A 23,813-nucleotide genomic window follows, 5' to 3' on the forward strand; every position below is an offset into this window, starting at 1 on the left:
AGGATGGGTCGCACCTTCACCTACTTTTTGGAGATTGGTATGTCCAGCAACAACCCGCAAACCCGTGAATGGCAAGCCCTGAGCAACGATCATCACCTGGCGCCGTTCAGCGACTTCAAGCAGTTGAAAGAGAAAGGCCCGCGCATTATCACCAACGCCAAGGGCGTTTATCTGTGGGACAGCGAAGGCAACAAGATCCTCGACGGCATGGCCGGCCTGTGGTGCGTGGCCATCGGTTATGGCCGCGATGAGCTGGCTGACGCCGCCGCCAAGCAGATGAAACAACTGCCTTACTACAACCTGTTCTTCCAGACCGCCCACCCGCCAGTGTTGGAACTGGCCAAGGCGATCGCCGATATCGCCCCGGCCGGCATGAACCACGTGTTCTTCACCGGCTCCGGCTCCGAAGGCAACGACACCATGTTGCGCATGGTCCGCCACTATTGGGCGATCAAGGGCCAGCCGAACAAGAAAACCATCATCAGCCGCAAGAATGGCTACCACGGTTCCACCGTGGCCGGCGCCAGCCTGGGCGGCATGACTTATATGCACGAGCAGGGCGACTTGCCGATCCCGGGCATCGTGCACATCGCCCAGCCGTACTGGTTTGGCGAAGGCGGCGACATGAGCCCTGAAGAGTTCGGGGTGTGGGCCGCCAATCAACTGGAAGAGAAGATTCTGGAAGTCGGCGTGGACAACGTCGGTGCCTTTATCGCCGAGCCGATCCAGGGCGCCGGCGGTGTGATCGTGCCGCCAGAGACCTACTGGCCGCGCATCAAGGAAATCCTCGCCAAGTACGACATCCTGTTTGTCGCCGACGAAGTGATCTGTGGCTTTGGCCGCACCGGTGAGTGGTTCGGTAGCGATTTCTACGGTCTCAAGCCGGACATGATGACCATCGCCAAGGGCCTGACCTCGGGCTACATCCCCATGGGCGGCCTGATCGTGCGCGACGAAGTGGTGGCAGTGCTCAACGAAGGCGGCGATTTCAACCACGGCTTCACCTATTCCGGGCACCCGGTGGCTGCTGCGGTGGCCCTGGAAAACATCCGCATCATGCGCGATGAAAAAATTGTCAGCCGCGTCCATGACGAAACGGCACCGTATTTGCAAAAGCGTCTACGCGAGCTCGCGGATCATCCGCTGGTGGGCGAAGTACGTGGTGTCGGCATGTTGGGTGCGATCGAGCTGGTACAGGACAAGGCCACGCGCAAGCGTTATGAAGGCAAGGGCGTGGGCATGATCTGCCGCACCTTCTGTTTCGAAAATGGCCTGATCATGCGCGCCGTGGGCGACACCATGATCATTTCGCCGCCGCTGGTGATCAGCAAGGCCGAGATTGACGAGCTGGTCACTAAGGCTCGCCAGTGCCTGGACCTGACTTTGGCGGCATTGCAGGGCTAAGTGCTAGGCTCAGAATGCAGCGGCTAGCGGCTGTTGCATTCGGGCAATGATAAATGCGGGGCTTTGGTTGAAAGCCGGCCCCTGAACTTGCCAGACTGTCGCCCTGTTTTGTTGCCCTTCGACGGGCCATGAAACGTAGAAAAATGTGGCCCAAAAAAGAAAAATTGGAGCATGACCGAATGAAGGCATTAGGTTTGAAGAACGCTGGCAAGACCCTCCTGGCCTTGTCCCTGATGGGCGTGATGGCGGGCGCGGCCCAGGCAGACAGTAAAGTACTGCATGTCTACAACTGGTCCGACTATATTGCACCGGACACCATCGCCAACTTCGAGAAAGAGTCTGGCATCAAAGTGGTGTACGACGTTTTCGACAGCAACGAAACCCTCGAGGCCAAGCTGCTGGCGGGCAAGTCCGGCTACGACGTGGTTGTGCCGTCGAACAACTTCCTGGCCAAGCAGATCAAGGCCGGTGTGTACCAGGAGCTGGACAAGTCCAAGCTGCCTAACTGGAAGAACCTCGATACCGACCTGCTCAAGGCCGTCGGTGACGCCAGCGACAAAGGCAACCTGCACGCATTCCCGTACATGTGGGGCACCATCGGCATCGGCTACAACCCCGACAAGGTCAAGGCTGCGCTGGGCGTGGACAAGATCGACTCGTGGGATGTGCTGTTCAAGCCCGAGAACATCGAAAAACTCAAAAGCTGTGGCGTGAGCTTCCTCGATTCGCCAACCGAAATGATCCCGGTGGCCCTGCACTACCTGGGCTACCCGACCGACAGCCAGGACAAGAAGCAACTGGCTGAAGCCGAGGCACTGTTCCTCAAGATCCGTCCTTCGATAGGCTACTTCCATTCCTCCAAGTACATCTCGGACCTGGCCAACGGCAACATCTGCGTGGCCGTGGGTTACTCGGGCGACCTGGAACAATCCAAGTCCCGCGCGGCTGAAGCCGGTGGCAAGGTCAAGGTTTCCTACGCCATTCCCAAGGAAGGCGCAGGCAGCTTCTACGACATGGTCGCCATCCCTAAAGATGCCGAGAACCTGGACGCCGCCTACCAGTTCATGAACTACCTGCTCAAGCCTGAAGTCATGGCTGCCATCACCAACAGCGTACGTTTCCCGAACGGTAACAAGGCCGCTACGCCGCTGGTGAACAAGGATATTTCGGGTGACCCGAGCATCTATCCCTCGGATGCAGTGAAAGCCAAGCTGTATGCAATCAGCGACCTGCCGGCCGCTACCCAGCGCCTGCTGACACGCAGCTGGACCAAGATCAAGTCGGGTAAATAAGCCTTGATAAGTGTGGGAGAGGGTTTGGTTGGGAGCGGGCTTGCTCGCGAAAGCGGCGTGTCAGTAGAGACATATGCAGGCTGACACGCCGCCTTCGCGAGCAAGCCCGCTCCCACACAAGCCCGCTCTCACAAATTAAATGACAGAAAGTTTTGCCGGATCGGTTTATCGAGGGTAAGTTGCGCGCCGGTTTTGTTGTCGGGCAACAACTTTGGGCCCAACTATTTAAGAGGACCTCCACTTGCCAATTTCTTTATTTCGCAAAGCCTTGCTGGTAGGGGCGGGTCTCACGTTGGCAGTCAGCGTGCAGGCGGCTTCGACTGTGCATATTTATAACTGGTCGGACTACATCGGCCCCGACACCCTGGCCAACTTTGAAAAGGCCACCGGCATCAAGCCGGTCTATGACGTGTTCGATTCCAACGAAACCCTGGAAGGCAAGTTGCTGGCCGGGCGCACCGGGTATGACGTGGTGGTGCCGTCCAACCACTTTTTGGGCAAGCAGATCAAGGCGGGCGCGTTCCAGAAGATCGACAAGTCGTTGCTAAGCAACTATGCCAATCTCGACCCGGCGCTGCTCAAGCGCCTGGAAAAGAACGACCCGGGTAACCAATACGCGGTGCCTTACCTGTGGGGCACCAACGGCATTGGCTACAACGTCGACAAAGTCAAAGAAGTGCTGGGTGTCGACAAGATCGACTCCTGGGCCGTGCTGTTCGAGCCGGAAAACATGAAGAAGCTGGCCAGTTGCGGCGTGTCCTTCATGGACTCGGCCGATGAAATGCTACCGGCGGTGCTCAACTACATGGGCCTGGACCCTAATAGCACCAACCCGGCCGACTATAAAAAGGCCGAGGAAAAACTCCTGAAAGTACGTCCCTACGTGACCTACTTCCACTCATCCAAATACATCTCGGACCTGGCCAACGGCAATATCTGCGTGGCTGCCGGCTTCTCCGGCGATGTGTTCCAGGCCAAGGCCCGGGCGGCCGAGGCAGGCAAGGGCGTGAACATCGCCTACGCGATTCCGAAAGAAGGCGGCAACCTGTGGTTTGACGTGCTGGCGATCCCCAAGGACGCGACCAACGTCAAGGAAGCCCACGCCTTCATCAACTATTTACTGCAACCTGAAGTGATCGCTCAGGTCAGTGATTACGTCGGCTACGCCAACCCTAACCCAGGGGCGGACACGCTGATGGAGCAATCGATACGCACCGACGAAGCGGTTTATCCACCGCAGGCGGTTCTCGACCGGACGTTTGTCAACTTCGAGCTACCCCCGAAAGTGCAACGCTTGATGACCCGTAGCTGGACCAAGGTCAAGACGGGCAAGTAAGGCTCACACTATCTAAGGTTCGTCCGTATTGGACGTTCTGCACTCTTTTTTTCTGGGAGTTTCGTAAATGGCAGTTGCCTCCGGCGCCTATAAGAAAGCCCTCGAGGGCGACCAGACACCGAAAAAGGTGTTGGTCAAAATCGACCGGGTCACGAAGAAGTTCGACGAGACGATTGCCGTGGACGATGTGTCCCTGGAAATCAAGAAAGGCGAGATCTTCGCCTTGCTCGGCGGTTCTGGTTCGGGCAAGTCCACCTTGCTGCGCATGCTCGCAGGTTTCGAGCGACCGACCGAAGGGCGGATTTTCCTCGACGGTGTGGATATCACCGACATGCCGCCCTACGAGCGGCCGATCAACATGATGTTCCAGTCCTACGCCTTGTTCCCACACATGACCGTGGCGCAGAACATCGCCTTCGGCCTGCAACAGGACAAGATCCCCAAGGCCGAAGTCGAGGCCCGCGTGGCCGAGATGCTCAAGCTGGTACAGATGAGCCAGTACGCCAAGCGCAAGCCGCACCAGTTGTCTGGCGGCCAGCGTCAGCGGGTGGCCCTGGCCCGGTCCCTGGCCAAGCGCCCGAAACTGCTGCTGCTCGATGAGCCAATGGGCGCGCTGGACAAGAAGCTGCGCTCGCAGATGCAGCTTGAACTCGTCGAAATCATCGAGCGCGTCGGCGTGACCTGCGTGATGGTGACCCACGACCAGGAAGAGGCCATGACCATGGCCGAGCGCATCGCGATCATGCACCTGGGCTGGATCGCGCAGATCGGCAGCCCGATCGATATCTACGAAACCCCCACCAGCCGCCTGGTGTGCGAGTTCATCGGCAACGTCAACATCTTCGACACCGTGGTGGTGGATGACGCCGAAGGCCACGCGGTGCTCAAGTGCGCCGACCTGGACCGCGATATCTACGTGGGTTATGGCATCGCCACGTCGGTGGAAGACAAGTCGGTGACCTACGCCATCCGCCCGGAAAAGCTGCTGGTCACCACCGAAATGCCGACCTGCGAGCACAACTGGTCCAGCGGCAAGGTGCATGACATTGCCTACCTGGGCGGCCACTCGGTGTTCTACGTCGAGCTGCCGAGCGGCAAGCTGGTGCAGTCCTTCGTCGCCAACGCCGAACGCCGTGGCGCGCGGCCGACCTGGGGTGACCAGGTCTACGTATGGTGGGAAGACGACAGCGGCGTGGTACTTCGCTCATGAACATGAAGAAATTCAAACGGCGATTACACCGAATAATTCCCAGCGGCAAGCAGGTGGTCATCGGGATTCCATTCCTGTGGCTGTTCCTGTTCTTCATGCTGCCGTTCTTCATCGTCCTGAAGATCAGCTTTGCCGAAGCCGACGTGGCGATCCCGCCCTACACCGAGATCTACACCTACATCGAGCAGAAGCTGGAGGTGGTGCTCAACCTGGCCAACTACAGCCTGCTGGCCGGCGACGAACTGTACATTGCCGCCTACCTCGGCTCGCTGAAGATGGCGTTTTTCAGCACGGCCTTGTGCCTGCTGATCGGCTACCCGATGGCCTACGCCATCGCCAGTGCGCGCAAAGAGATGCAGACCGTGCTGGTGCTGCTGATCATGATGCCGACCTGGACCGCGATCCTGATCCGCGTGTATGCGTGGATGGGCATCCTTAGCAACAACGGCTTGCTCAATGGCTTCCTGATGTCCATGGGCCTGATCAACGAACCGTTGCAGATCCTCAACACCAATATCGCGGTGTATATCGGCGTGGTCTATTCGTACCTGCCGTTCATGATCCTGCCGCTGTATGCCAACCTGGTCAAACATGACCAGAGCCTGCTGGAAGCCGCGTCGGACCTGGGTTCGAGCACCTTCAACAGCTTCTGGAAAATCACCGTGCCGCTGTCCAAGAACGGCATCATTGCCGGCTGCATGCTGGTATTTATCCCGGTGGTGGGCGAGTTCGTGATCCCGGAACTGCTGGGCGGCCCGGAAACCCTGATGATCGGTAAAGTGTTGTGGCAAGAATTCTTCAACAACCGCGACTGGCCGGTGGCCTCTGCGCTGGCGGTGGTGATGCTGGCGATCCTGATCGTGCCGATCATTCTGTTTAACCGCAGCCAAGCCAAAGAGATGGAGGGCAAGGTATGAAGCGCTTCAGTTTCTCCAGCTTCATGCTGGTCGTAGGGCTGCTGTTCATCTACCTGCCGATGCTGATCCTGGTGATCTATTCGTTCAACGAATCGAAACTGGTGACGGTGTGGGGCGGCTGGTCGATCAAGTGGTACGTGGGCCTGTTGGATAACACCCAGTTGATGGGCTCGGTGGCGCGCTCCCTGGAAATCGCCTGCTACACGGCGGTGGCCGCGGTGGCGCTGGGTACGTTGGCAGCGTTCGTGCTGACCCGTATCAGCCAGTTCAAGGGCCGCACGCTGTTTGGCGGCCTGGTGACCGCGCCGCTGGTGATGCCGGAAGTGATCACCGGTCTGTCGCTGTTGCTGCTGTTCGTGGCCATGGCGCAGATGATCGGCTGGCCCCAGGAGCGTGGCATCGTCACCATCTGGATCGCCCACACCACGTTCTGTGCGGCGTATGTGGCGGTGGTGGTGTCGGCACGCTTGCGTGAGCTGGACCTGTCGATCGAAGAGGCGGCCATGGACCTGGGTGCGCGGCCGTGGAAGGTGTTCTTCCTGATCACTATCCCGATGATCGCACCCTCGCTGGCGGCGGGCGGCATGATGTCGTTCGCGTTGTCCCTGGATGACCTGGTACTGGCCAGCTTCGTGTCGGGCCCGGGTTCGACCACCTTGCCGATGGAAGTGTTCTCGGCGGTGCGCCTTGGGGTCAAGCCCGAGATCAACGCCGTGGCCAGCCTGATTCTGTTGGCGGTGTCGCTGGTGACCTTTTTGGTGTGGTTCTTCAGCCGCCGTGCCGAAGAGCGGCGCAAGAAGGCGATCCAGCAAGCGATCGAAGAAGCTGCGGCGGATGGCTGGAAACAGCCGGATGTACGGCGCGCGCCCGCACCGGTCTAACGGCCGGAACAGGCTCAAAATGTGGGAGCTGGCTTGCCTGCGATAGCAGAGTGTCAGTCACAGAAGATGTGACTGAACCACCGCTATCGCAGGCAAGCCAGCTCCCACATTTGATTGCATTTCAAGTTGATTAAGCCGTCCACGGCGACTGGCGAATCACCTCGACAAAGTTCATCGGCTTGAACCCTGGCTCCTGATCCACCAGCACATCGGTCTTCACGTTGCCAAACGTGGTCTGCGGGCGATGGCGCAACCCGTCGGCAAACGCGCAGATGATGCACTCCTTGAACCCTTCACCCCGTGGATGCGCATGCACCACCGCCTCGCGCTGCACGTGGGTAAACGCGGCGTAGTCCATGCCCAGCACATCCATCTCCACGCCAGCGGTCACCAGGGCGACGGTAGGGCGCAGGTGCTTGGGCACGCCCGGCGTGGTGTGCAGGGCGATGGACAGCCACACCTGCTCGATATCGTCGTCGCTCAAGCCATAAGGCTTCAGGAAGGCGGCAGCAGCGTTGGCGCCGTCCACTTCAAAACGCTCATCATCGCTGCGGTGGCCGGCCACCAGGCCCAAGTCATGGAACATTGCGCCGACGTACAGCAGCTCCGGGTTGTAGGCCAATTGCTGGCGCTCGCCGCTCAAGGCGCCAAACAGGAACACCCGGCGGGAGTGGTGGTAGAGCAGGTCGGATTCAATGTCGCGGATGTACTCGGTGGTAGCCTTGGCCAGGGCACTGTCGGGGATTTTGATGCCGGCGATGGTGGTGCTCATGGTCATGATCCTCAAGAAAGCGCCGGTTGGCGCTGATCAGTCCAGTCTGGTCGCCCAGCTGCCAGGCAACCACCGCCGCAGGGGCGCGATCCCGGCCAATGTGCCTTCATATCGCGCCATGGTTGTACACGATGCAATGTGGGAGCTGGCTTGCCTGCGATAGCATCGCCTCGGTACATCAGGTATACCCAGGTGATGCCATCGCAGCGATGCGGCGATCCGACAAGCCAGCTCCCACAGGGTTTTGCGACAGTCCAGAGGAAGGTTTACCCATGCACAAGACCGTCGCGATCCTGATCTTCCCCGGCGTCCAGTCACTGGACGTGACCGGCCCCATGGATGTGTTCTGCGAGGCCAATCGCTTCCTGGCGCCTGCGGATCATTACCAGCTCGAAGTCATCGGCCAGGTCCAGGGCCAGATCGCCTGTTCCAACGGTCTGTCCTTGCAGGCTCATATCCATTACAGCAATGCGCTACAAGCCTATGACCTGTTGTTGGTCGCCGGCGGCCCGCAGTTGCCCTTCGAAGATTTCGGCGCGCCGTTCCATCAATGGCTGCGTGACGCCAGCGCCAGGGCCCGGCGCTTCGGTTCGATCTGTAATGGCGCCTTCATGCTGGCCCGGGCCGGATTGCTGGATGGCAAAACCGTCACCACCCACTGGAGCGACGCGGCTGATCTGGCGCGCCTGTGCCCCTCGACCCAGGTCGACGCCGACCGCCTCTACGTGCAGGACGCCAACCTCTACACCTCGGCCGGGGTCACGGCGGGCATCGACCTGTCGCTGTACCTGTTGGCCCAGGACCACGGCCCGGAAGTGGCCTTGAGCGTGGCCAAGCGCCTGGTGGTGTTTACCCAGCGCAGCGGCGGGCAATCGCAGTTCAGCCCGTTTCTCACGCCCCACGCCGAAGCCACCTCGGCGGTGGCGCAAGTGCAGTTGTACGTGCTGGCGAACCTGACGGGTGACCTGGGCATCGCCGACCTGGCCCGCGCGGCCAATATGAGTGCGCGCAACTTTTCGCGGGTGTTTGCCCGCGAAGCGCGGATCACCCCGGCAGAGTTTGTCGAGCGCGCGCGGGTGGATGCGGCGCGGGTGATGCTCGAAAGCAGCACCGCACCGCTGAAGACCGTGGCCTACCAATGCGGGTTTCGCGACGCCCAGCACCTGCGCAGCGTGTTCAATCGCCGGCTGGGGGTGACGCCGCAGCAGTTCCGGCTGAACTTTGCGGCGCTGGTTTGAGTGTGTCGTAGGCTTCCAGTGCGCGCAGCGAGTAGATGTAGGCGGCGCCGGCATTCAGCGAGATCGCGGTGGCAAGCGTCGCGGCGATTTCTTCGCGGGTGGCGCCGGCCTTGATCGCGGCGTCGGCATGTACGCCGATGCAGCCGTCGCAGCGGGTGGTGATGGCCACGGCAATCGCGATCAGTTCGCGGGTCTTGGCATCCAGGACGTTGTTTTCCTCGGCAGCCTCGCCCAGCGCCATGTAGGCTTTGACCATCTTCGGGTTGCTCTTGCCCAGTGCGCCAAAGGCGTTCTTCACGGTGGGCAGCAAGTCGGGCCAGTTATTGAACATTGCGTTGACTCCTGAACGGGTTGGGTGTGAAGCCAGTGTGTGCCGTTCGGATTTGGCGGTATTGTTCGATCCGCTCATCTTTTTGACCGATATTCGCAAATGAACGCTATCGACACGCTGATCACATTGGCCAACCTGCGCGGCCGCCTTGACGTGCGCTGCCAGTTCCAGGGCGACTGGGCCCTGGACCATGCGCCCGAATCGCTGGGGGTGGCGCCGTATCATATTGTCGTGCGGGGGACCTGCCACGCCGAGCTTTCGGGTGGGCAGCAGGTGACGCTGGCAGAAGGCGATATCCTGTTGATGCCCGGTGGTGCGACCCATCTACTGCGCAGCCAGGGCGCGCAGACCCCGCCGAGGCTGCCCACGGTGATCGACAGCGGGGTACTGAAGGTGCATCGCTTGGGCGGTGATCAGCCGGAGGTGGAGATGCTCTGTGGCGCCTTTCACTACAACCGCCAGTCGTTGCTGTTTGCGGCCTTGCCCGAGTACCTGGTGGTGTCCAGCCGACAATGGCCGGCCGATGGGCAACTGGCGGCACTGATTGCGCTGATGCGCAGTGAGGCTGACGGTGAGCGGCTGGGCGCGCGGTCGTTTATTGATGCCCTGTCGGTGGCGCTGTTCACCTTGCTGGTGCGCACCTGGTTGGCGCAACAGGCGCCGCTGGCCGGCACCTTTGCCTTGCTCACCGACAAACGCCTGGGCCGCGCCTGGCAGGCGATGCTGGCCGAGCCCGGGCATGACTGGACCATCGACAGCCTGGCGGGGGCTGCATCGATGTCCCGGGCCACGTTCATGCGCGCATTTGTCAAAGTGGCCGGCGTGTCGCCGTGGGTGCTGCTGACCCAGTTGCGCATGGAGCTGGCGTTCAATCTGCTGCAGCAGTCACGGCTGAGCCTGACGGATATTGCGGCCCGGGTGGGTTACCAGTCCCAGGCGGCGTTCAGCAAGAAATTCAAGGAGGCATATGGCCAAGCGCCCGGTCGAATGCGCAACGCAGATTAAAACTGTGGGAGCGGGCTTGCCCGCGATGGCGGTGTATCAGTCAACTAATGTATCGACTGACACTCAGCCATCGCGAGCAAGCCCGCTCCCACCGTTTTGAGGGTGTTTCTTCAGGGCTGTTGTGGGCGGGCCGGCAACAACTTGAGGGTGCCGCGAGTATTGGCCTGGACCTCTTCTTCATCAAAATGCGCCTGCTCGTACCCGCCCTCGATATAGGTCTCGGCCTGGTCGGCGTAGTGCTTGTCGAACGGCACGCCGCTTTGGCCCACCGGGTTGATGGTCAGCGCGTGAGCGGCGTCGGCAAAGTCCACCAGGCGTCGGGTGGACGGGCCGTACGTCACCGGCCATGGCGCAGGGCCGATGATTGCCGACAGGTTGTTCGGCACTTCGTGGCTGCCCGGTGAGGCGAACGGCCCGACATTGACGATCTGGTCCAGTGGCTTCTTGATGCCCAGCGGATGGCCGTGGGTCAGGGTATGGGCCTTGCCCCACTGCCATTGTGCCGGGTCGTCACCGAAGGTGGTTCTCAGGTGCGCCAGGCTGTTGTCCCAGGCGTGCTTGACGGTCGCGGCACGTTGGCCGTTCCACCACGGCGAATCGGCAGCAGCGGCCAGGCGTGGCAAGGCGGCGTCGATCACACGAGTGGTGATCAGGGTCTTGAACATCTCGTCTCCCAGTTTGGGGCGAAAGGCCGCGTCGGTCAGGTCGTACAGCAGTTGGTTGAACAGCGTGGCCGGGATCGACTGCACCGGGTAGTCACCTTTCCACGCGGCCAGTTGCTCCAGCAGCTTGAGTTCGGCCGGGTCCTTGACCACCTCGCGCAGCACCGGCAACAGCGGCGCCAGCAGGCGCGGCCCGTAGGCGGTGGTGGTGCCCAGTTGCAGGGCCTGGCTGTTGTCCAGGTCCCATTTGATCTGGTTGTCGCTCAATTGCGCGTTCAACTGCTGGCCACGGTCCGCCAGGTTGTAATAGCCGGGGATCTGCATGCCAGTAGGTGACACCGGCTGAGCATTGGCCGAGACCACGTAGCCACGGGCCGGGTTTTCTTCCTGGGGGTTGGCGCTGAACGGGTAGAAGCCCAGCTTGTCGGCCTGGGCTGTGCTGCCATCGAGGATAAACCCGGCGTTGACCCCGGCCGGGCGGATCGGCAACTGCGCTGCGGCCCACCAGCCAATATCGCCCTTGGCATTGGCCCACACGATATTCAGCCCCGGTGCATGCACCTTGGCCACCGCCTGGCGGGCCTTGGCCAGGGTGTCGGCGCGGTTGAGTTGGTAGAAGCCATCGAGGATCGGGTTTTCGGTATCGAGGAAGGCCCACCACATGGCAATCGGCGTAGTGCCGGCATTGGCGCCGAGCACGTCGTTGATGATCGGGCCGTGGGGCGACTGGCGCAGGGTCAGCGTCACCGGGGCCTGGCCCTTGACCGCGATCTGTTGCTCGCTGCTGGTCATGTCGACCCACTGGTCGTGGTAGCGCACCTGGTTGGGGTTGTCCGGGTTGACCTGCTCGGCGATCAGGTCGAGGTCGTCGTTCTGGAACATCGTCAGGCTCCAGCCAAACGCTTTGTTATGGCCCAGGAACGCCACCGGCACCAGGGCGTTGTGATAACCGTAGAGTTCAAAGCCGGGCGCCGACAGGTGCGCCTCGTACCATACCGACGGCACCGAAAAGCGGATATGCGGGTCGCCCGCCAGCAACGGCTTGCCGCTCTTGGTGCGGTTGCCGCTGATGGCCCAGGCGTTGCTGCCTTCGAACTGCGGCAGGCCATTGTCGGCCAGGGCCTGCTCGCTGAGGCGGGCGATGGCGCTCAGGCCTTGCCAATCGGCGGCGGCCAGGCCGAGGTCGCCCTTGGGTTTCCAGTCGAGGTCGAACACCTTCAGGTAATCGCTGCCCAGTTGGTCGCGCACGTAAGTCAGCAAGGGCTCTGTACGAAAGGCTGCGGCAAAGCTGTAGGCCAGGTAGCCGGCGATGCTGATGGTGTCCTCGGCGGTGAACGGCCGCTTGGGGATGCCCAGCACGTCAAACTCCATGGGGCTGGCGTGGCTGTCCTGATATTGGTTGATCCCGTCCAGATAGGCTTGCAGGGCCTTCCAGTGCGGGGACTGGCGGTCCATCTGGGCCGCGTAGGTGGTGGCGCGCTCGCGGATACGCAGGCTGCGGAACAGTTTATCGGTGTCCAGCAACTTGACGCCGAGCACCTCGGCCAGCTCACCGCGCGCCAGGCGGCGCATGATTTCCATCTGGAACAGGCGGTCCTGGGCGTGCACGTAACCCAGGGCGCGATACAGGTCGGCCTCGTTTTCCGCGCGGATATGCGGCACGCCCCGGTCGTCATAGCGCACCGTGACCGAGCCTTGCAGGTTGGCCAGCTCCACCGTGCCCTGGCGGGTGGGTTGCTTGCTGTAGACGTACCAGCCAGCCCCGAGGGCGATCAACACCAGCAGGGCTACAAGACCCGACAAAACGCGCTTCATAAACAATCCTTATTATTAGAAGTGGGGCTACCTTGAAAATCTACGAACCTTGCGGCCAGGAACAATAGCAGCCCACTGCCAGGGTGTGGGTTGCGTTCACCGCCCGCCCGCCGTTGAGCGCATGCAGGATCGGTTCGATAAAGCTGTTGCTCGAATTACAGGTCAGGCCCTCACTGTACGGGCCGAAATACGCCAGCTTGCCGCTGCGATCCCAGATACCCACCGCCGGGCTGGCGGGCACCTGGTCGGCGCCGGGCAGGGCGGTGATGATTTTCATCGCGCCAAGGGTCGCGGGCAATTGGCCGTGGCTGCCGGCTTTTTGCAGGGCATAGAACTCCACGCCCTGGGGCGCGTATTGCTCGATCAGTTCGCTCAGGTGCTGCTGGTTGCCGACATTGCACGGGCAAGCCGGGTCCCAGAAGTGCACCAGGCGGATCGGGCCGGGGCCTGCGAGGTCGTCGGGCAGGCGCAGCAGGTCGCCGGAAAACACCGCCGTATGTTCGCTGAATGCCCGCAGGTAGCGGCCCTGGAACCAGTCATACGCGACCCACAGCACCACGGCGCAGATCAGCAGGATCAGGCTGGCGAGCAGGGCGTTGCGGTAGGGCTTTGGCATTCAGAACAATCCTCGACGGTGGCGTAGCTTGCCATGCTTGCCCTGACAGATGAATATCGCGACTCAATATTCATCTGTTCACTGCTGTGAAGCCCTAGTCTGGAAGTTCTTATGCCCGTTACCTTTGACCCCGATCATCTGCGCGAAAGCCTGCGGCCCCTGGTGGACGCGCAGCCGCTTTCGGCCGAGGCCAGGGTCTACCAGCGCTTCTACGGGCTAGATCTGGCCGCGCGCAAAACCCCGGTGGCCAGCCGCCTGGGGCGCATGGAGGTGGATGGGTTCGAGGTGGTCAGCCAGGTCTGGTGGCCGGCGCAACCTGTGGCCACACTGTTTATGTTCCACGGTTTCTACGATCACATGGGGCTGTATCGCAGCGTGGTGGAGTGGGGGCTGGACCAGGGTTTTGTGGTGATTGCCTGCGATTTGCCGGGCCATGGCCTGTCCAGTGGCGAACGTGCCAGCATCGATGATTTTGCGGTGTACCAGCACGTGGTGAACGGCTTGTTCGACCAGGCCGACGCGCTGCAACTGCCCAAGCCCTGGCACCTGTTCGGGCAAAGCACCGGCGGGGCGATTGTGGTGGACCATCTGCTCAACCATGGCTCCAGCAGCCCGGCGCAAGGCCAGGCCTTCCTGTTGTCGCCGCTGGTGCGGCCGCGTGCCTGGGGTTGGTCGCAGCTCAGCTATTACCTGCTCAAGCCGTTCGTCAAAGGCATCGCCCGGCGCTTCAGCGATAACAGCAACGACCCGGCGTTCCGTCCGTTCCTCGAGGCCGATCCGTTGCAGCCCCGGCAACTGCCGACCGCCTGGGTGGGCGCGCTGGCGCGCTGGATCAAGCGCATCGAGGCCGCGCCGCGCAGTACGCGGCGACCACTGATCGTGCAGGGCGAGGAAGATATGACGGTGGATTGGCAGTACAACTTGCAGGTGCTGCGTGGCAAGTTTGATCAGCCGCAGATCCTGATGGTGCCCAAGGGCCGGCATCATCTGGCCAATGAACTGCCGCAAATCCGCGAGGAATACTTCAAGTTCCTCACCGACCACCTGAAATAACCCTCCCCCCTGTAGGAGCGAGCTTGCTCGCGAAGAACGTCAACGATAACGCGTGCTGCCTGGTTAGACGCGGCGTCCTTGAGTTCTTCGCGAGCAAGCTCGCTCATACAGGGGGAGGAGCGTCAGGGGGCCAGGCTTGAGGTGCTTTGCCCAACCGCCAAGCCGGCGCGGATCGCCGCCAGCGCTGCCTGGTAGTAAGCCTTGCCTTGCGGCGACTCGGCAAAGGTGGCGAATTCTTCCAGCTCCGGGTCCGACAAATCCCGATAGACGTACAACAAGGTGTTGTTCAGGTCATTGCCGATCTGCTGCATCAACCGCTCGCGCTGGCCATTGAGCATGCTCTGCGCCTGACCGCCGCCCAACAGGCCGGGGATCATCTGGCTCAGGCTGTCTGCGGCCACGCCGGCAATCGCCAGGCTGACTTCGGCCCCGGCTTCGCGGGCAGGCAGGGCCTGGGCCAGATGGCCGATGATCAGGCTGCGGGTGGCGTCGGCCTGGATCTGCGGCAAGCCCTGGGCGTTCTTGGCCAACTGGTCGCGACGGGTCGCCAGCAACTCGGCGGCGACAATCTTGCGCCCCAGCGGCGACTGGAAAAACGCCAGCGCCGGTTTTGGGTCCGCCAGGTTCTGGCGCAACTGGGCTTCGGCGCGCTGATCCATGGCCTTGGGGGCGAAGCGTTTATTGCTGTTGTCCACCAGCGCCTGGTACACCGCCGGCGGCAAGCTGTTGCGGTAGCGCTGCTGGGCGGCACTCAAGGCGTCATTAAAATGCGCGCGTTGTTCCGGCCAGCCGGCGACCGCGTACAACTGGTCATGGCTGTCTGCCCAGGCGGGCAACACGCAGAACATCAGCAAGGATAAAAACAAACGACGCATAGGGACTCCTGTCAGTCGGCCACTATTGTCCGTGTCGGGCGTAGGATTTGTCGAGAAGTCCTATCAATCGCCTGACTAAAGTGTATTTAGGCGCTCGGCGGCGCTGTCGGTTTGCCAGGCGTATGGATACTATGCGCGCCATGCAAATATCCCCTGATGACCCGCTGCTGCTAAGCATCGTCGACGACCTGGCCGTGAAGGGCTGGTCGCAGCAGAACATCTTCCTGCCAGAGGCTCTGACCCTGGAACTGGCGGCTGAGTGCCATAAACGCGCAATTGAAGGCGAATTGGCCCCGGCCGCTGTCGGACGCGGCCCGGCCCAGGAGATTCGCGAGGGGATCCGTGGCGACCATATCCAATGGCTGGAGCCCGGCCAGGCGGCGATCTGCGACCGCTATCTGGCGTTGATGGACAACCTGCGGCTGGCGATGAACCGCGGGCTGTTCCTCGGCCTGGAAGAGTTCGAATGCCACTTCGCCATGTACCCGCCGGGGGCGTTCTACCTCAAGCACCTCGACCGTTTTCGCGACGATGACCGGCGCATGGTCTCGGCGGTGGTCTACCTGAACCAGGACTGGCTGCCCGAGCACGGCGGCCAGTTGCGCATGTACCTCAAGGACGGCGTTGAATATGACGTGGACCCCACCGGCGGTTGCCTGGTGGTGTTCCTGTCGGGGGAAGTGCCCCACGAAGTCCTGCCCGCCCACCGCGAACGCCTGTCCCTGACAGGCTGGTTTCGCCGGCGGGGCAACGAGCCGTTTTGAGCATGCAAAAGATTCTGGTCAGCCGCTGCCTGCTGGGGCATCGCGTACGTTACGACGGTGGGGCCAGCGGGCCGTTTGACCAACTGGCCGCCTGGCAGGCCGAAGGCCGGGTGGTTGCGGTATGCCCGGAGGTAGCCGGTGGCCTGCCTACCCCACGGCCATCTGCCGAGATTCCGGGCGGGCAGGGGATGGCGGTGTGGGAAGGCCGCGCCCAAGTGCTGACCGCCGATGGCGAGGACTTCAGCGACGCCTTTGTCGAGGGTGCGCGCCAGGCTCTGGCCCTGGTGCAGCGCCATGGCATCCGCATCGCCGTGCTCAAGGCCAACAGCCCGTCTTGCGGCAACCTGCTGACGTATGACGGCACCTTCAGTGGGGTCAAAGTCACGGGCGAAGGCGTGACGGCGGCGTTGCTCAAGCGCCATGGGGTGCAGGTGTTCAGCGAGCTGGAGCTGGCCGAGGCGGCGGTAGCCCTGGACCAGCTCTCAAACCCCGCTTAAATCCCATGTAGGACCAGCCTTTTGTGGGAGCGGGCTTGCTCGCGAATGCGGTTTATCAGTGCCAGATTTGTTGACTGACACACCGCTTTCGCGAGCAAGCCCGCTCCCACACAAGCCTGGCCCCACATTGGTTATTTGGCAGGTTTGCTGGTGTCAGCCTCAAACCACTTTTCCGACAGCGCCGTCAGCCGTCCATCGGCCTTGATCCGCTCCAGTGCCTTGTCCAGGCTCGATTTGAACGCCGGGTTGCCCTTCTGGAAGGGGATGGCCAGGGTCAACGTGGCCTTGGCATCGACCCGGCTGCGCAAATCCACGCCTGCGGTGGGCTTGGCGGCAAATTGACTGCTGGTGAGTGTATTCAGGCCGCTCAACAGGGGTTTTTGCTGCTTGTTGGCAAGCATCTGGGCATTGGCATAGCTATAAGGCGCGCTGAAATCGAAACGATCCCGCAGTTCAGGAGTCACAGCGATGTGGTTGATCGCCACGTCGTACTTGCCGCTTTCCACACCGGGCAGCAAGTCGCTGTCGTCGGTGGTGATAAAGGAGGCGCGTACGTCCATTTCCCGAGCCAGCAACTCACCCAGGTCCACTTCAAAGCCGGTGAGTTTGTCGCCTTCCTTGAAGTTGAAGGGCGGCGTGTCCGCTTCCAGGGCAATGCGCAGTTCGCCACGGTCAAACACCTCGTCGAACAGTTCGGCGTGAGCCAAGGGGCTCAGCAAAGGCAGCACAAGTAACAGGCCAGGCAAAAAACGCATGGTCACTCCTAAAGAATTCGAAGGTGCGAGACGCGGTTAAGGCTCGCTTTGCTATGGTGTTGAGTGCCTTGGACAACGTTTCGTCACTAAGTTGTCTTAACCCTACAGATTTCATAGAAAAACTGGAGAAGTTAATGAAAGCCATTTTGTCTCGTGCAACCCTGGCCAGCCTGCTGCTGGGGGCTTCAATGCTGGCGTCTGCGGCGGATATCCCGCGCACACCGGCACCCAAAGGGGCTGAAGTGTTCATTGTTTCGCCCAAGGATGGCGCCACCGTCGACAAGACCTTCACCGTCGAGTTTGGCATCAAGGGCATGGACCTGGAGCCCATCGACAAACAAGTCCCGGGTGCAGGCCATCACCACCTGCTGGTCGACCAGGCGCAACTGCCTGATCCAAGCCAGCCGATTCCGGCCACCGACACTGTGATCCACTTCGGCAAGGCGCAAACCAAGACCGAACTGACCCTGGCCCCAGGCAAGCACACGCTGCAACTGGTGGCGGGCGATAACCTGCATCGTCAGTTCGAACCTACTGTAGCCTCAAAAGTGATCACTGTTACCGTGAAGTAAGATTTGTTCAGACGAAAAAAGGGAGCCCCGCGGGGCTCCCTTTTTCGTGGTGCGCTTGAAACCTTAGAACAACACGCGGCTACGAATAGTACCGCTGATGTGCTGCAGCTTCTCTTGCGCCAGGTCCGAGTACTCGGCGTCTACGTCGATCACCACGTAGCCGACCTTCTCGTTGGTCTGTAGGAACTGACCGGAGATGTTGATGCCGTTTTCCGCGAAGACCTTGTTGATCTCCATCATCACGCCAGGAATGTTCTGGTGGATGTGCAGCAGGCGGTGCTTGCCAGGGTGAGCCGGCAGGGCCACTTCCGGGAAGTTGACCGAGGACACCGACGTACCGTTGTCGCTGTACTTGACCAGCTTCTCTGCCACTTCCAGGCCGATGTTGGCCTGGGCTTCAGCGGTGGAGCCGCCGATGTGCGGGGTCAGGATCACGTTGTCCAGGCCACGCAGCGGGCTTTCGAAGATGTCGTCGTTGGAGCGTGGCTCCACCGGGAACACGTCGATGGCGGCGCCGATCAGGTGCTTGTCCTTGATCGCGTCGGCCAGGGCATCCAGCTCGACCACGGTGCCGCGTGCGGCGTTGATCAGGATCCCGCCCTTCTTGATGGCGCGGATTTCCTTCTCGCCGATCATCCACTGGGTCTCAGCGGTTTCCGGCACGTGCAGGGTGACGATGTCGGACATGCCCAGCAGTTCGGTCAGGCTCGACACCTGGGTGGCGTTGCCCAACGGCAGCTTGGTCAGGGTGTCGTAGAAGAACACCTGCATGCCCAAGCCTTCAGCCAATACCGACAGCTGGGTACCAATGGAGCCGTAACCGACGATACCCAGCTTTTTACCGCGGATTTCGAAGGAATTGGCCGCGCTCTTGATCCAGCCGCCACGGTGGCAGGAAGCGTTTTTCTCAGGGATACCGCGCAACAGCAGGATGGCTTCCGCTAACACAAGCTCCGCTACGGAACGGGTGTTGGAGTACGGGGCGTTGAACACCGCGATACCGCGCTCGCGCGCTGCATTGAGGTCGACCTGGTTGGTGCCGATGCAGAAACAACCGACCGCCACCAACTTCTTGGCGTGGTCGAAGATCTCTTCGGTCAGCTGGGTGCGGGAGCGAATGCCGATAAAGTGCGCGTCGGCGATCTTTTCCTTGAGCTGGGATTCCGGCAGAGAACTGGTGATGTACTCAATGCTGGTGTACCCGGCGGCCTTTAGGACGTCGACGGCCGATGGGTGGACGCCTTCCAGAAGAAGGAACTTGATCTTGCTCTTATCGAGAGAAGTCTTGCTCATCTGCGTAAACCTGTATCCCGGAGAAAAATGGCAGGGAATCGAGCAGCGCAAGCTGACCCGGACGGCAGGAAAGCCGTCACCGCAGAAACGCCCTTGGGCTCTGTCCTGCGGGGGCGGTATGCTAGCATACGCGCCCCGCTAAACACTCATTCCTGCGACGTGAAGCGTTCTCAGGATGACCATGAATTGTTCGAGAGTTCTGTCGATGACCCATCCTGCCCTGATTGATGAGCTAAAGACCCTGGTTGAGCCCGGCAAAGTGCTGACCGATGCAGACTCCCTGGAGGCTTACGGCAAGGATTGGACCAAGCACTTCGCCCCCGCGCCGACCGCTATCGTCTTCCCCAAGACCATTGAGCAAGTGCAGGCCATTGTTCGCTGGGCCAACACGCACAAGGTGGCGCTGGTGCCGTCCGGCGGGCGTACCGGCCTGTCGGCGGCTGCCGTGGCGGCCAATGGCGAAGTGGTGGTGTCGTTCGACTACATGAACCAGATCCTCGATGTGAACCTCACCGATCGCACCGCCGTGTGCCAGCCGGGCGTGGTCACCAAGCAATTGCAGAACGTCGCCGAAGAAAACGGCCTGTACTACCCGGTGGACTTCGCATCGTCCGGTTCCAGCCAGATTGGCGGCAATATCGGCACCAATGCCGGCGGGATCAAGGTGATTCGCTACGGCATGACCCGTAACTGGGTAGCGGGCATGAAGGTCGTCACCGGCAAAGGCGATGTGCTGGAACTGAACCGCGACCTGATCAAGAACGCCACCGGCTACGACATGCGCCAGCTGTTTATCGGCGCTGAAGGCACCCTGGGTTTTGTGGTCGAAGCCACCATGCGCCTGGACCGGGCCCCGAAAAACCTCACCGCAATGGTGTTGGGCACCACCGACTTCGACTCGATCATGCCGGTGCTGCACGCGTTCCAAAGCAAACTGGACCTGACGGCGTTCGAGTTTTTCTCTGACAAGGCCCTGGCCAAAGTCCTCGGCCGTGGCGATGTGCCGGCGCCGTTCGAGACCGATTGCCCGTTCTACGCCCTGCTGGAATTCGAAGCCACCACCGAAGAAGTCGCCAACCACGCCCTGGAAACCTTCGAGCACTGTGTCGAACAGGGCTGGGTGCTCGATGGCGTGATGAGCCAGAGCGAAACCCAGTTGCACAACCTGTGGAAGCTACGCGAGTACATCTCCGAGACCATCTCCCACTGGACGCCCTACAAGAACGACATTTCGGTCACCGTGTCGAAAGTGCCGGCATTCCTCAAGGAAATCGACGCGATCGTCGGCGAACACTATCCAGACTTCGAAATTGTCTGGTTCGGCCACATCGGCGATGGCAACCTGCACTTGAACATTCTCAAGCCGCAAAACCTGTCCAAGGACGAGTTCTTCGCCAAGTGCGCCACCGTCAACAAGTGGGTGTTCGAGACCGTCGAGAAGTACAACGGCTCGATCTCCGCCGAACACGGCGTGGGCATGACCAAGCGCGATTACCTGACTTACAGCCGCTCTCCGGTTGAAATCGAATATATGAAGGCAGTGAAAGCCGTGTTCGACCCGAACGGGATCATGAACCCGGGCAAGATCTTCGCTGTTTAACCATCACGAAAGAGGAAGCGGTCCATGAGCTATCAGCACAAGTACGTCGACGGCACCAACATCCACTTTCCACTGGGCAAAGTGGTCTGCATCGGGCGCAACTACGCCGAACACGCCAAGGAACTGGACAACCCGGTGCCGACCGAGCCCCTGCTGTTTATCAAGCCGGGCAGTTGCGTGGTGCCGTTGGAAGGCGGCTTTGCCATTCCAGCCGAGCGCGGTTCGGTGCACTACGAAGCGGAAATCGCGGTGTTGATCGGCAAACCGCTGTCGAAAACCCCGAGCCGTGAAGAAGTGCTGGACGCCATCTCCGGCTTCGCCCCGGCCCTGGACCTGACCTTGCGCGACAAGCAGTCCGAGCTCAAGGCCAAGGGCCTGCCGTGGGAAATCGCCAAGTCCTTCGACGGTGCGGCAGTCATTGCGCCGTACGTGGTGGGCAGCACCTTCCCCGACCTGACCGATATCGGCATTCGCCTGACCATCAATGGCCAGGTGCGCCAGGACGGCAACAGCGCGCAAATGCTCAACCCGATCGTGCCGATGATCCAGCACATGGCGGGCTGCTTCTCGCTGCAGGCCGGGGATGTGATCCTGACCGGAACCCCTGTGGGCGTGGGCCCGCTGGAAGTGGGTGACGAACTGGTGCTGGAACTGCCGGGTGTCAGCCGCTTCGAAAGCGCCGTACGCTAACCCCATCTCTCTGTAGGAGCCGGCTTGTGTGGGAGCTGGCTTGCCTGCGATAGCATCACCGCGGTGTGCCTGATGCACCACGGTGCTTGCATCGCGGGCAAGCCCGGCTCCCACACAAGCTTGTACACAGATTATTTGCGCGTACTGCGCACATCGGGGCTTTGCATTTTTTTCACACTCCATCCGGATAATCCTCGGCCATATGGTACGCAGGCGCTCTGAGCCTGGGCCATCACCTACAGCCGATTATCTGGAATGCCTCCATGGCCGTGCCCCTCCCTTCTGTGAAACCCACTCTTCGTTCGCGCTTGAACATGCGCTGGTATTCCTGGCTGTTCCTGGCCGGGGCGATCATGTACGGGATTTCCTGGTTGATGCACTGGGATGACCGGGGCGCGTTGTGGGTGTTGGAGCGGTTTGAAAGCCCGATGGAGCGTCGCGAGAGCATCTGGCTTCCGGATTACCAGGCGGTAATCGACGCCAAGCCGTTGCCCGGCATGGAAAAGGACGAAGCTTCGGATCTGGCCTACGACCCCAGGACCAAGACCCTGTTCGCCGTCATGGGCAGAAACCCGTTCCTGGTGGAGCTGAGCCTGCAGGGTGATGTGTTGCGCAAGATTCCGATGGTGGGCTGGAGCAACCCGGAAGGCGTGACGGTCATGGAAAACGGCGTGCTGGCCATCGTGGATGAGCGCAGGCACAACGTGACCCTGGTCAAGGTCGATGCCGACACCCGCCAACTGGCCTTCGCCGACTACCCGAGCTACGACCTGGGCCCCTCCAAGAACCAGAACAAGGCGTTCGAGGCCATCACCTGGGACAAACGCAATCAACAGCTGGTGCTGGGTATCGAGCGCCCAGCGCAACTGTTTACCTGGGCCAGCGACGGCAGCCAGGTCCTGGCGGGCGACAAGCAGAAATTGCCCAGCTCCGAGCTGGATATCCGCAACCTTTCGGCCCTGAGTGTCGATCCGCGTACCGGCCACCTGTTGGTACTGTCCGCCGACTCCCATCTGCTGCTGGAACTGGACGAGAAGGGCGAGCAAGTCAGCTTCATGACTGTGCTGGGCGGCTTCAACGGCTTGAAAAACACCATCCCCCGCGCCGAAGGCGTGACCATGGACGAAAACGGCACCCTGTACATGGTCAGCGAGCCCAATTTGTTCTACCGCTTCGAGAAGCAGAAATAGCCGATTGATTACGTCGGATTCTTCTCTATGAGCGGCATTCCCCAGACACTGAGCTGCGTTTAAGTTTAAATTCAGATGGCTGTGATATTCATTTGCCAGTTTTGACTTTGAGCCAGCCCCCATGCGCCGATTTGCCCGCCCCAAACCTGCCCTTCTTATCCTAGTGTTGATCGCCCTGGTTGCTGTGGGCGTGGTCGCCCAGCAGTTTCGTTTATTCGAGCGCGCCTGGTTCAACTGGCAGACCTGGCGCCAACCGCTGGATGAACGCTCCATTGGCCTGGCGGACTATGAGGTGGTGCTGGAAGCCCAGGTGATTGAAGGCCTGGATGATGATGTCTCGGCGCTGACCTACGACCCGGTGCGCAAGAGCCTGTTTACCGTGACCAACCAAAACGCCGAACTGGTGGAACTGTCCCTGGACGGCAAGATCCTGCGGCGCATCAACCTGGTGGGGTTTGGCGATGCCGAGGCGGTGGAGTTCATCAGCGAAAACACCTACGTGGTCAGCGATGAACGCCAGCAGCGGCTGATCAAGATTCACCTGGAGGACGACACGCAGTTTCTCGACGCGGCCGAGGCCGAGCAAATGACCCTGGGTGTGCACCTGAAGGGCAATAAAGGCTTTGAAGGGCTGGCCTATGACTCAGTGGGCAAGCGCCTGTTTGTCGCCAAGGAACGGGACCCGATGCTGATCTACGAAGTGCACGGCTTTCCCCATTTCAAACCGGAAAAAACCTACTCGGTCCACGTGGTCAACAACCCCCGGCGCGATGCCGGGCTGTTTGTACGCGACCTTTCCAGCCTGCAATACGATGAGCGCAGCGGCCACTTGCTGGCGCTGTCCGATGAGTCGTACCTGGTGCTGGAACTGGATATCGACGGTCGCCCCTTGAGCAGCTTGTCGCTGCTCAAGGGGCGCAATGGCCTGAAGAAACGCGTGCCCCAGGCCGAGGGTATTGCCATGGATGACGATGGCACGTTGTACCTGGTGAGTGAGCCGAACCTGTTCTATGTCTTCAAGAAAAAGCCCGAGCAGCGGTAAGCG

The 23,813-nt window shown here is 61.0% G+C and carries 23 protein-coding genes; 16 read left to right on the forward strand and 7 right to left on the reverse strand.

The window, feature by feature from the left end:
- The first annotated feature begins 39 nt into the window (after positions 1–39).
- The 6 genes from HBO11_RS15065 (at position 40) to HBO11_RS15090 (ending at position 7,040) form a co-directional block, all read left to right on the forward strand.
- Positions 40–1,404, forward strand: coding sequence for an aspartate aminotransferase family protein (locus HBO11_RS15065; protein WP_169954984.1), 1,365 nt, complete (start codon positions 40–42; stop codon positions 1,402–1,404).
- Between the two features lie 179 nt (positions 1,405–1,583).
- Complete coding sequence (locus HBO11_RS15070; RefSeq protein WP_220273125.1) at positions 1,584–2,696, forward strand: polyamine ABC transporter substrate-binding protein; 1,113 nt, start codon at positions 1,584–1,586, stop codon at positions 2,694–2,696.
- Between the two features lie 241 nt (positions 2,697–2,937).
- Entirely contained in the window at positions 2,938–4,032 is a 1,095-nt protein-coding gene (locus HBO11_RS15075; protein WP_169954983.1) for a polyamine ABC transporter substrate-binding protein, read from the forward strand.
- 67 nt (positions 4,033–4,099) lie between these two features.
- Positions 4,100–5,242: a polyamine ABC transporter ATP-binding protein gene (potA, locus tag HBO11_RS15080; protein WP_029289449.1), complete on the forward strand. Its 1,143-nt coding sequence runs from the start codon at positions 4,100–4,102 to the stop codon at positions 5,240–5,242.
- A gap of 35 nt (positions 5,243–5,277) precedes the next feature.
- Positions 5,278–6,159 carry an ABC transporter permease subunit gene (locus tag HBO11_RS15085; protein WP_169851359.1) on the forward strand — a complete coding sequence of 294 codons (882 nt, stop codon included), beginning with the start codon at positions 5,278–5,280 and terminating at the stop codon, positions 6,157–6,159.
- Positions 6,156–7,040, forward strand: coding sequence for an ABC transporter permease subunit (locus HBO11_RS15090; RefSeq protein ID WP_057440425.1), 885 nt, complete (start codon positions 6,156–6,158; stop codon positions 7,038–7,040). The genes HBO11_RS15085 and HBO11_RS15090 overlap by 4 nt, the downstream gene beginning before the upstream one ends.
- A gap of 130 nt (positions 7,041–7,170) precedes the next feature.
- On the opposite strand, the gene HBO11_RS15095 is transcribed toward HBO11_RS15090, so the two are convergent.
- Complete coding sequence (locus HBO11_RS15095; RefSeq protein WP_169954982.1) at positions 7,171–7,812, reverse strand: HD domain-containing protein; 642 nt, start codon at positions 7,810–7,812, stop codon at positions 7,171–7,173.
- Positions 7,813–8,084: 272 nt separating this feature from the next.
- Between HBO11_RS15095 and HBO11_RS15100 the strand changes: the two genes are divergently transcribed.
- Entirely contained in the window at positions 8,085–9,050 is a 966-nt protein-coding gene (locus HBO11_RS15100; protein ID WP_169954981.1) for a GlxA family transcriptional regulator, read from the forward strand.
- On the opposite strand, the gene HBO11_RS15105 is transcribed toward HBO11_RS15100, so the two are convergent.
- A complete protein-coding gene (locus HBO11_RS15105; RefSeq protein ID WP_169954980.1) occupies positions 8,989–9,381 on the reverse strand; it encodes a carboxymuconolactone decarboxylase family protein in 393 nt (130 codons plus the stop codon). The two genes, HBO11_RS15100 and HBO11_RS15105, sit on opposite strands and share 62 nt — an antisense overlap.
- A 99-nt stretch (positions 9,382–9,480) precedes the next feature.
- On the opposite strand from HBO11_RS15105, the gene HBO11_RS15110 reads away from it, so the two are divergent.
- Positions 9,481–10,386 (forward strand): AraC family transcriptional regulator, encoded by a 906-nt coding sequence (locus HBO11_RS15110; protein ID WP_076963658.1) that lies wholly within the window; start codon positions 9,481–9,483, stop codon positions 10,384–10,386.
- Between the two features lie 110 nt (positions 10,387–10,496).
- Here the strand turns inward: HBO11_RS15110 and HBO11_RS15115 are convergent, their stop codons facing one another.
- Together HBO11_RS15115 and HBO11_RS15120 are read right to left on the reverse strand one after the other, a co-directional pair.
- A complete protein-coding gene (locus HBO11_RS15115) occupies positions 10,497–12,863 on the reverse strand; it encodes a penicillin acylase family protein (protein ID WP_169954979.1) in 2,367 nt (788 codons plus the stop codon).
- Positions 12,864–12,903: 40 nt separating this feature from the next.
- Positions 12,904–13,479, reverse strand: coding sequence for a DUF6436 domain-containing protein (locus HBO11_RS15120; RefSeq protein ID WP_169954978.1), 576 nt, complete (start codon positions 13,477–13,479; stop codon positions 12,904–12,906).
- Positions 13,480–13,590: 111 nt separating this feature from the next.
- On the opposite strand from HBO11_RS15120, the gene HBO11_RS15125 reads away from it, so the two are divergent.
- Positions 13,591–14,532, forward strand: coding sequence for an alpha/beta hydrolase (locus HBO11_RS15125; RefSeq protein WP_169954977.1), 942 nt, complete (start codon positions 13,591–13,593; stop codon positions 14,530–14,532).
- 122 nt (positions 14,533–14,654) lie between these two features.
- Here HBO11_RS15125 and HBO11_RS15130 read toward each other — a convergent pair whose 3' ends face one another.
- The gene (locus tag HBO11_RS15130) at positions 14,655–15,407 is read right to left on the reverse strand and encodes a DUF2059 domain-containing protein (protein WP_169954976.1); all 753 of its coding nucleotides are present in this window, start codon (positions 15,405–15,407) and stop codon (positions 14,655–14,657) included.
- A 131-nt stretch (positions 15,408–15,538) separates the two neighbouring features.
- Here HBO11_RS15130 and HBO11_RS15135 point away from each other — a divergent pair, with 131 nt between their 5' ends.
- On the forward strand, positions 15,539–16,171 hold the full coding sequence (locus HBO11_RS15135; RefSeq protein WP_169955048.1) for a 2OG-Fe(II) oxygenase: 633 nt from the start codon (positions 15,539–15,541) through the stop codon (positions 16,169–16,171).
- 2 nt (positions 16,172–16,173) lie between these two features.
- A complete protein-coding gene (locus HBO11_RS15140) occupies positions 16,174–16,668 on the forward strand; it encodes a DUF523 domain-containing protein (protein ID WP_169954975.1) in 495 nt (164 codons plus the stop codon).
- A gap of 131 nt (positions 16,669–16,799) precedes the next feature.
- On the opposite strand, the gene HBO11_RS15145 is transcribed toward HBO11_RS15140, so the two are convergent.
- The gene (locus HBO11_RS15145; protein WP_169954974.1) at positions 16,800–17,423 is read right to left on the reverse strand and encodes a transporter substrate-binding domain-containing protein; all 624 of its coding nucleotides are present in this window, start codon (positions 17,421–17,423) and stop codon (positions 16,800–16,802) included.
- A 134-nt stretch (positions 17,424–17,557) separates the two neighbouring features.
- On the opposite strand from HBO11_RS15145, the gene HBO11_RS15150 reads away from it, so the two are divergent.
- Positions 17,558–17,995, forward strand: coding sequence for a DUF4399 domain-containing protein (locus HBO11_RS15150; RefSeq protein ID WP_169954973.1), 438 nt, complete (start codon positions 17,558–17,560; stop codon positions 17,993–17,995).
- Between the two features lie 63 nt (positions 17,996–18,058).
- On the opposite strand, the gene serA is transcribed toward HBO11_RS15150, so the two are convergent.
- Complete coding sequence (gene serA, locus HBO11_RS15155) at positions 18,059–19,288, reverse strand: phosphoglycerate dehydrogenase (RefSeq protein ID WP_029289418.1); 1,230 nt, start codon at positions 19,286–19,288, stop codon at positions 18,059–18,061.
- 205 nt (positions 19,289–19,493) lie between these two features.
- Here serA and HBO11_RS15160 point away from each other — a divergent pair, with 205 nt between their 5' ends.
- From HBO11_RS15160 to HBO11_RS15175, 4 genes are all read left to right on the forward strand, one after another.
- Entirely contained in the window at positions 19,494–20,888 is a 1,395-nt protein-coding gene (locus HBO11_RS15160; protein WP_169954972.1) for an FAD-binding oxidoreductase, read from the forward strand.
- Between the two features lie 24 nt (positions 20,889–20,912).
- The gene (locus HBO11_RS15165; protein WP_169954971.1) at positions 20,913–21,578 is read left to right on the forward strand and encodes a fumarylacetoacetate hydrolase family protein; all 666 of its coding nucleotides are present in this window, start codon (positions 20,913–20,915) and stop codon (positions 21,576–21,578) included.
- Between the two features lie 263 nt (positions 21,579–21,841).
- Positions 21,842–22,768, forward strand: coding sequence for an SdiA-regulated domain-containing protein (locus HBO11_RS15170; protein ID WP_169954970.1), 927 nt, complete (start codon positions 21,842–21,844; stop codon positions 22,766–22,768).
- A 121-nt stretch (positions 22,769–22,889) separates the two neighbouring features.
- Positions 22,890–23,810, forward strand: coding sequence for an SdiA-regulated domain-containing protein (locus HBO11_RS15175; protein WP_169954969.1), 921 nt, complete (start codon positions 22,890–22,892; stop codon positions 23,808–23,810).
- Positions 23,811–23,813: the final 3 nt, after the last annotated feature.

It is taken from the genome of Pseudomonas sp. WS 5010 (assembly GCF_012985565.1).
Taxonomy (GTDB): Bacteria; Pseudomonadota; Gammaproteobacteria; order Pseudomonadales; family Pseudomonadaceae; genus Aquipseudomonas.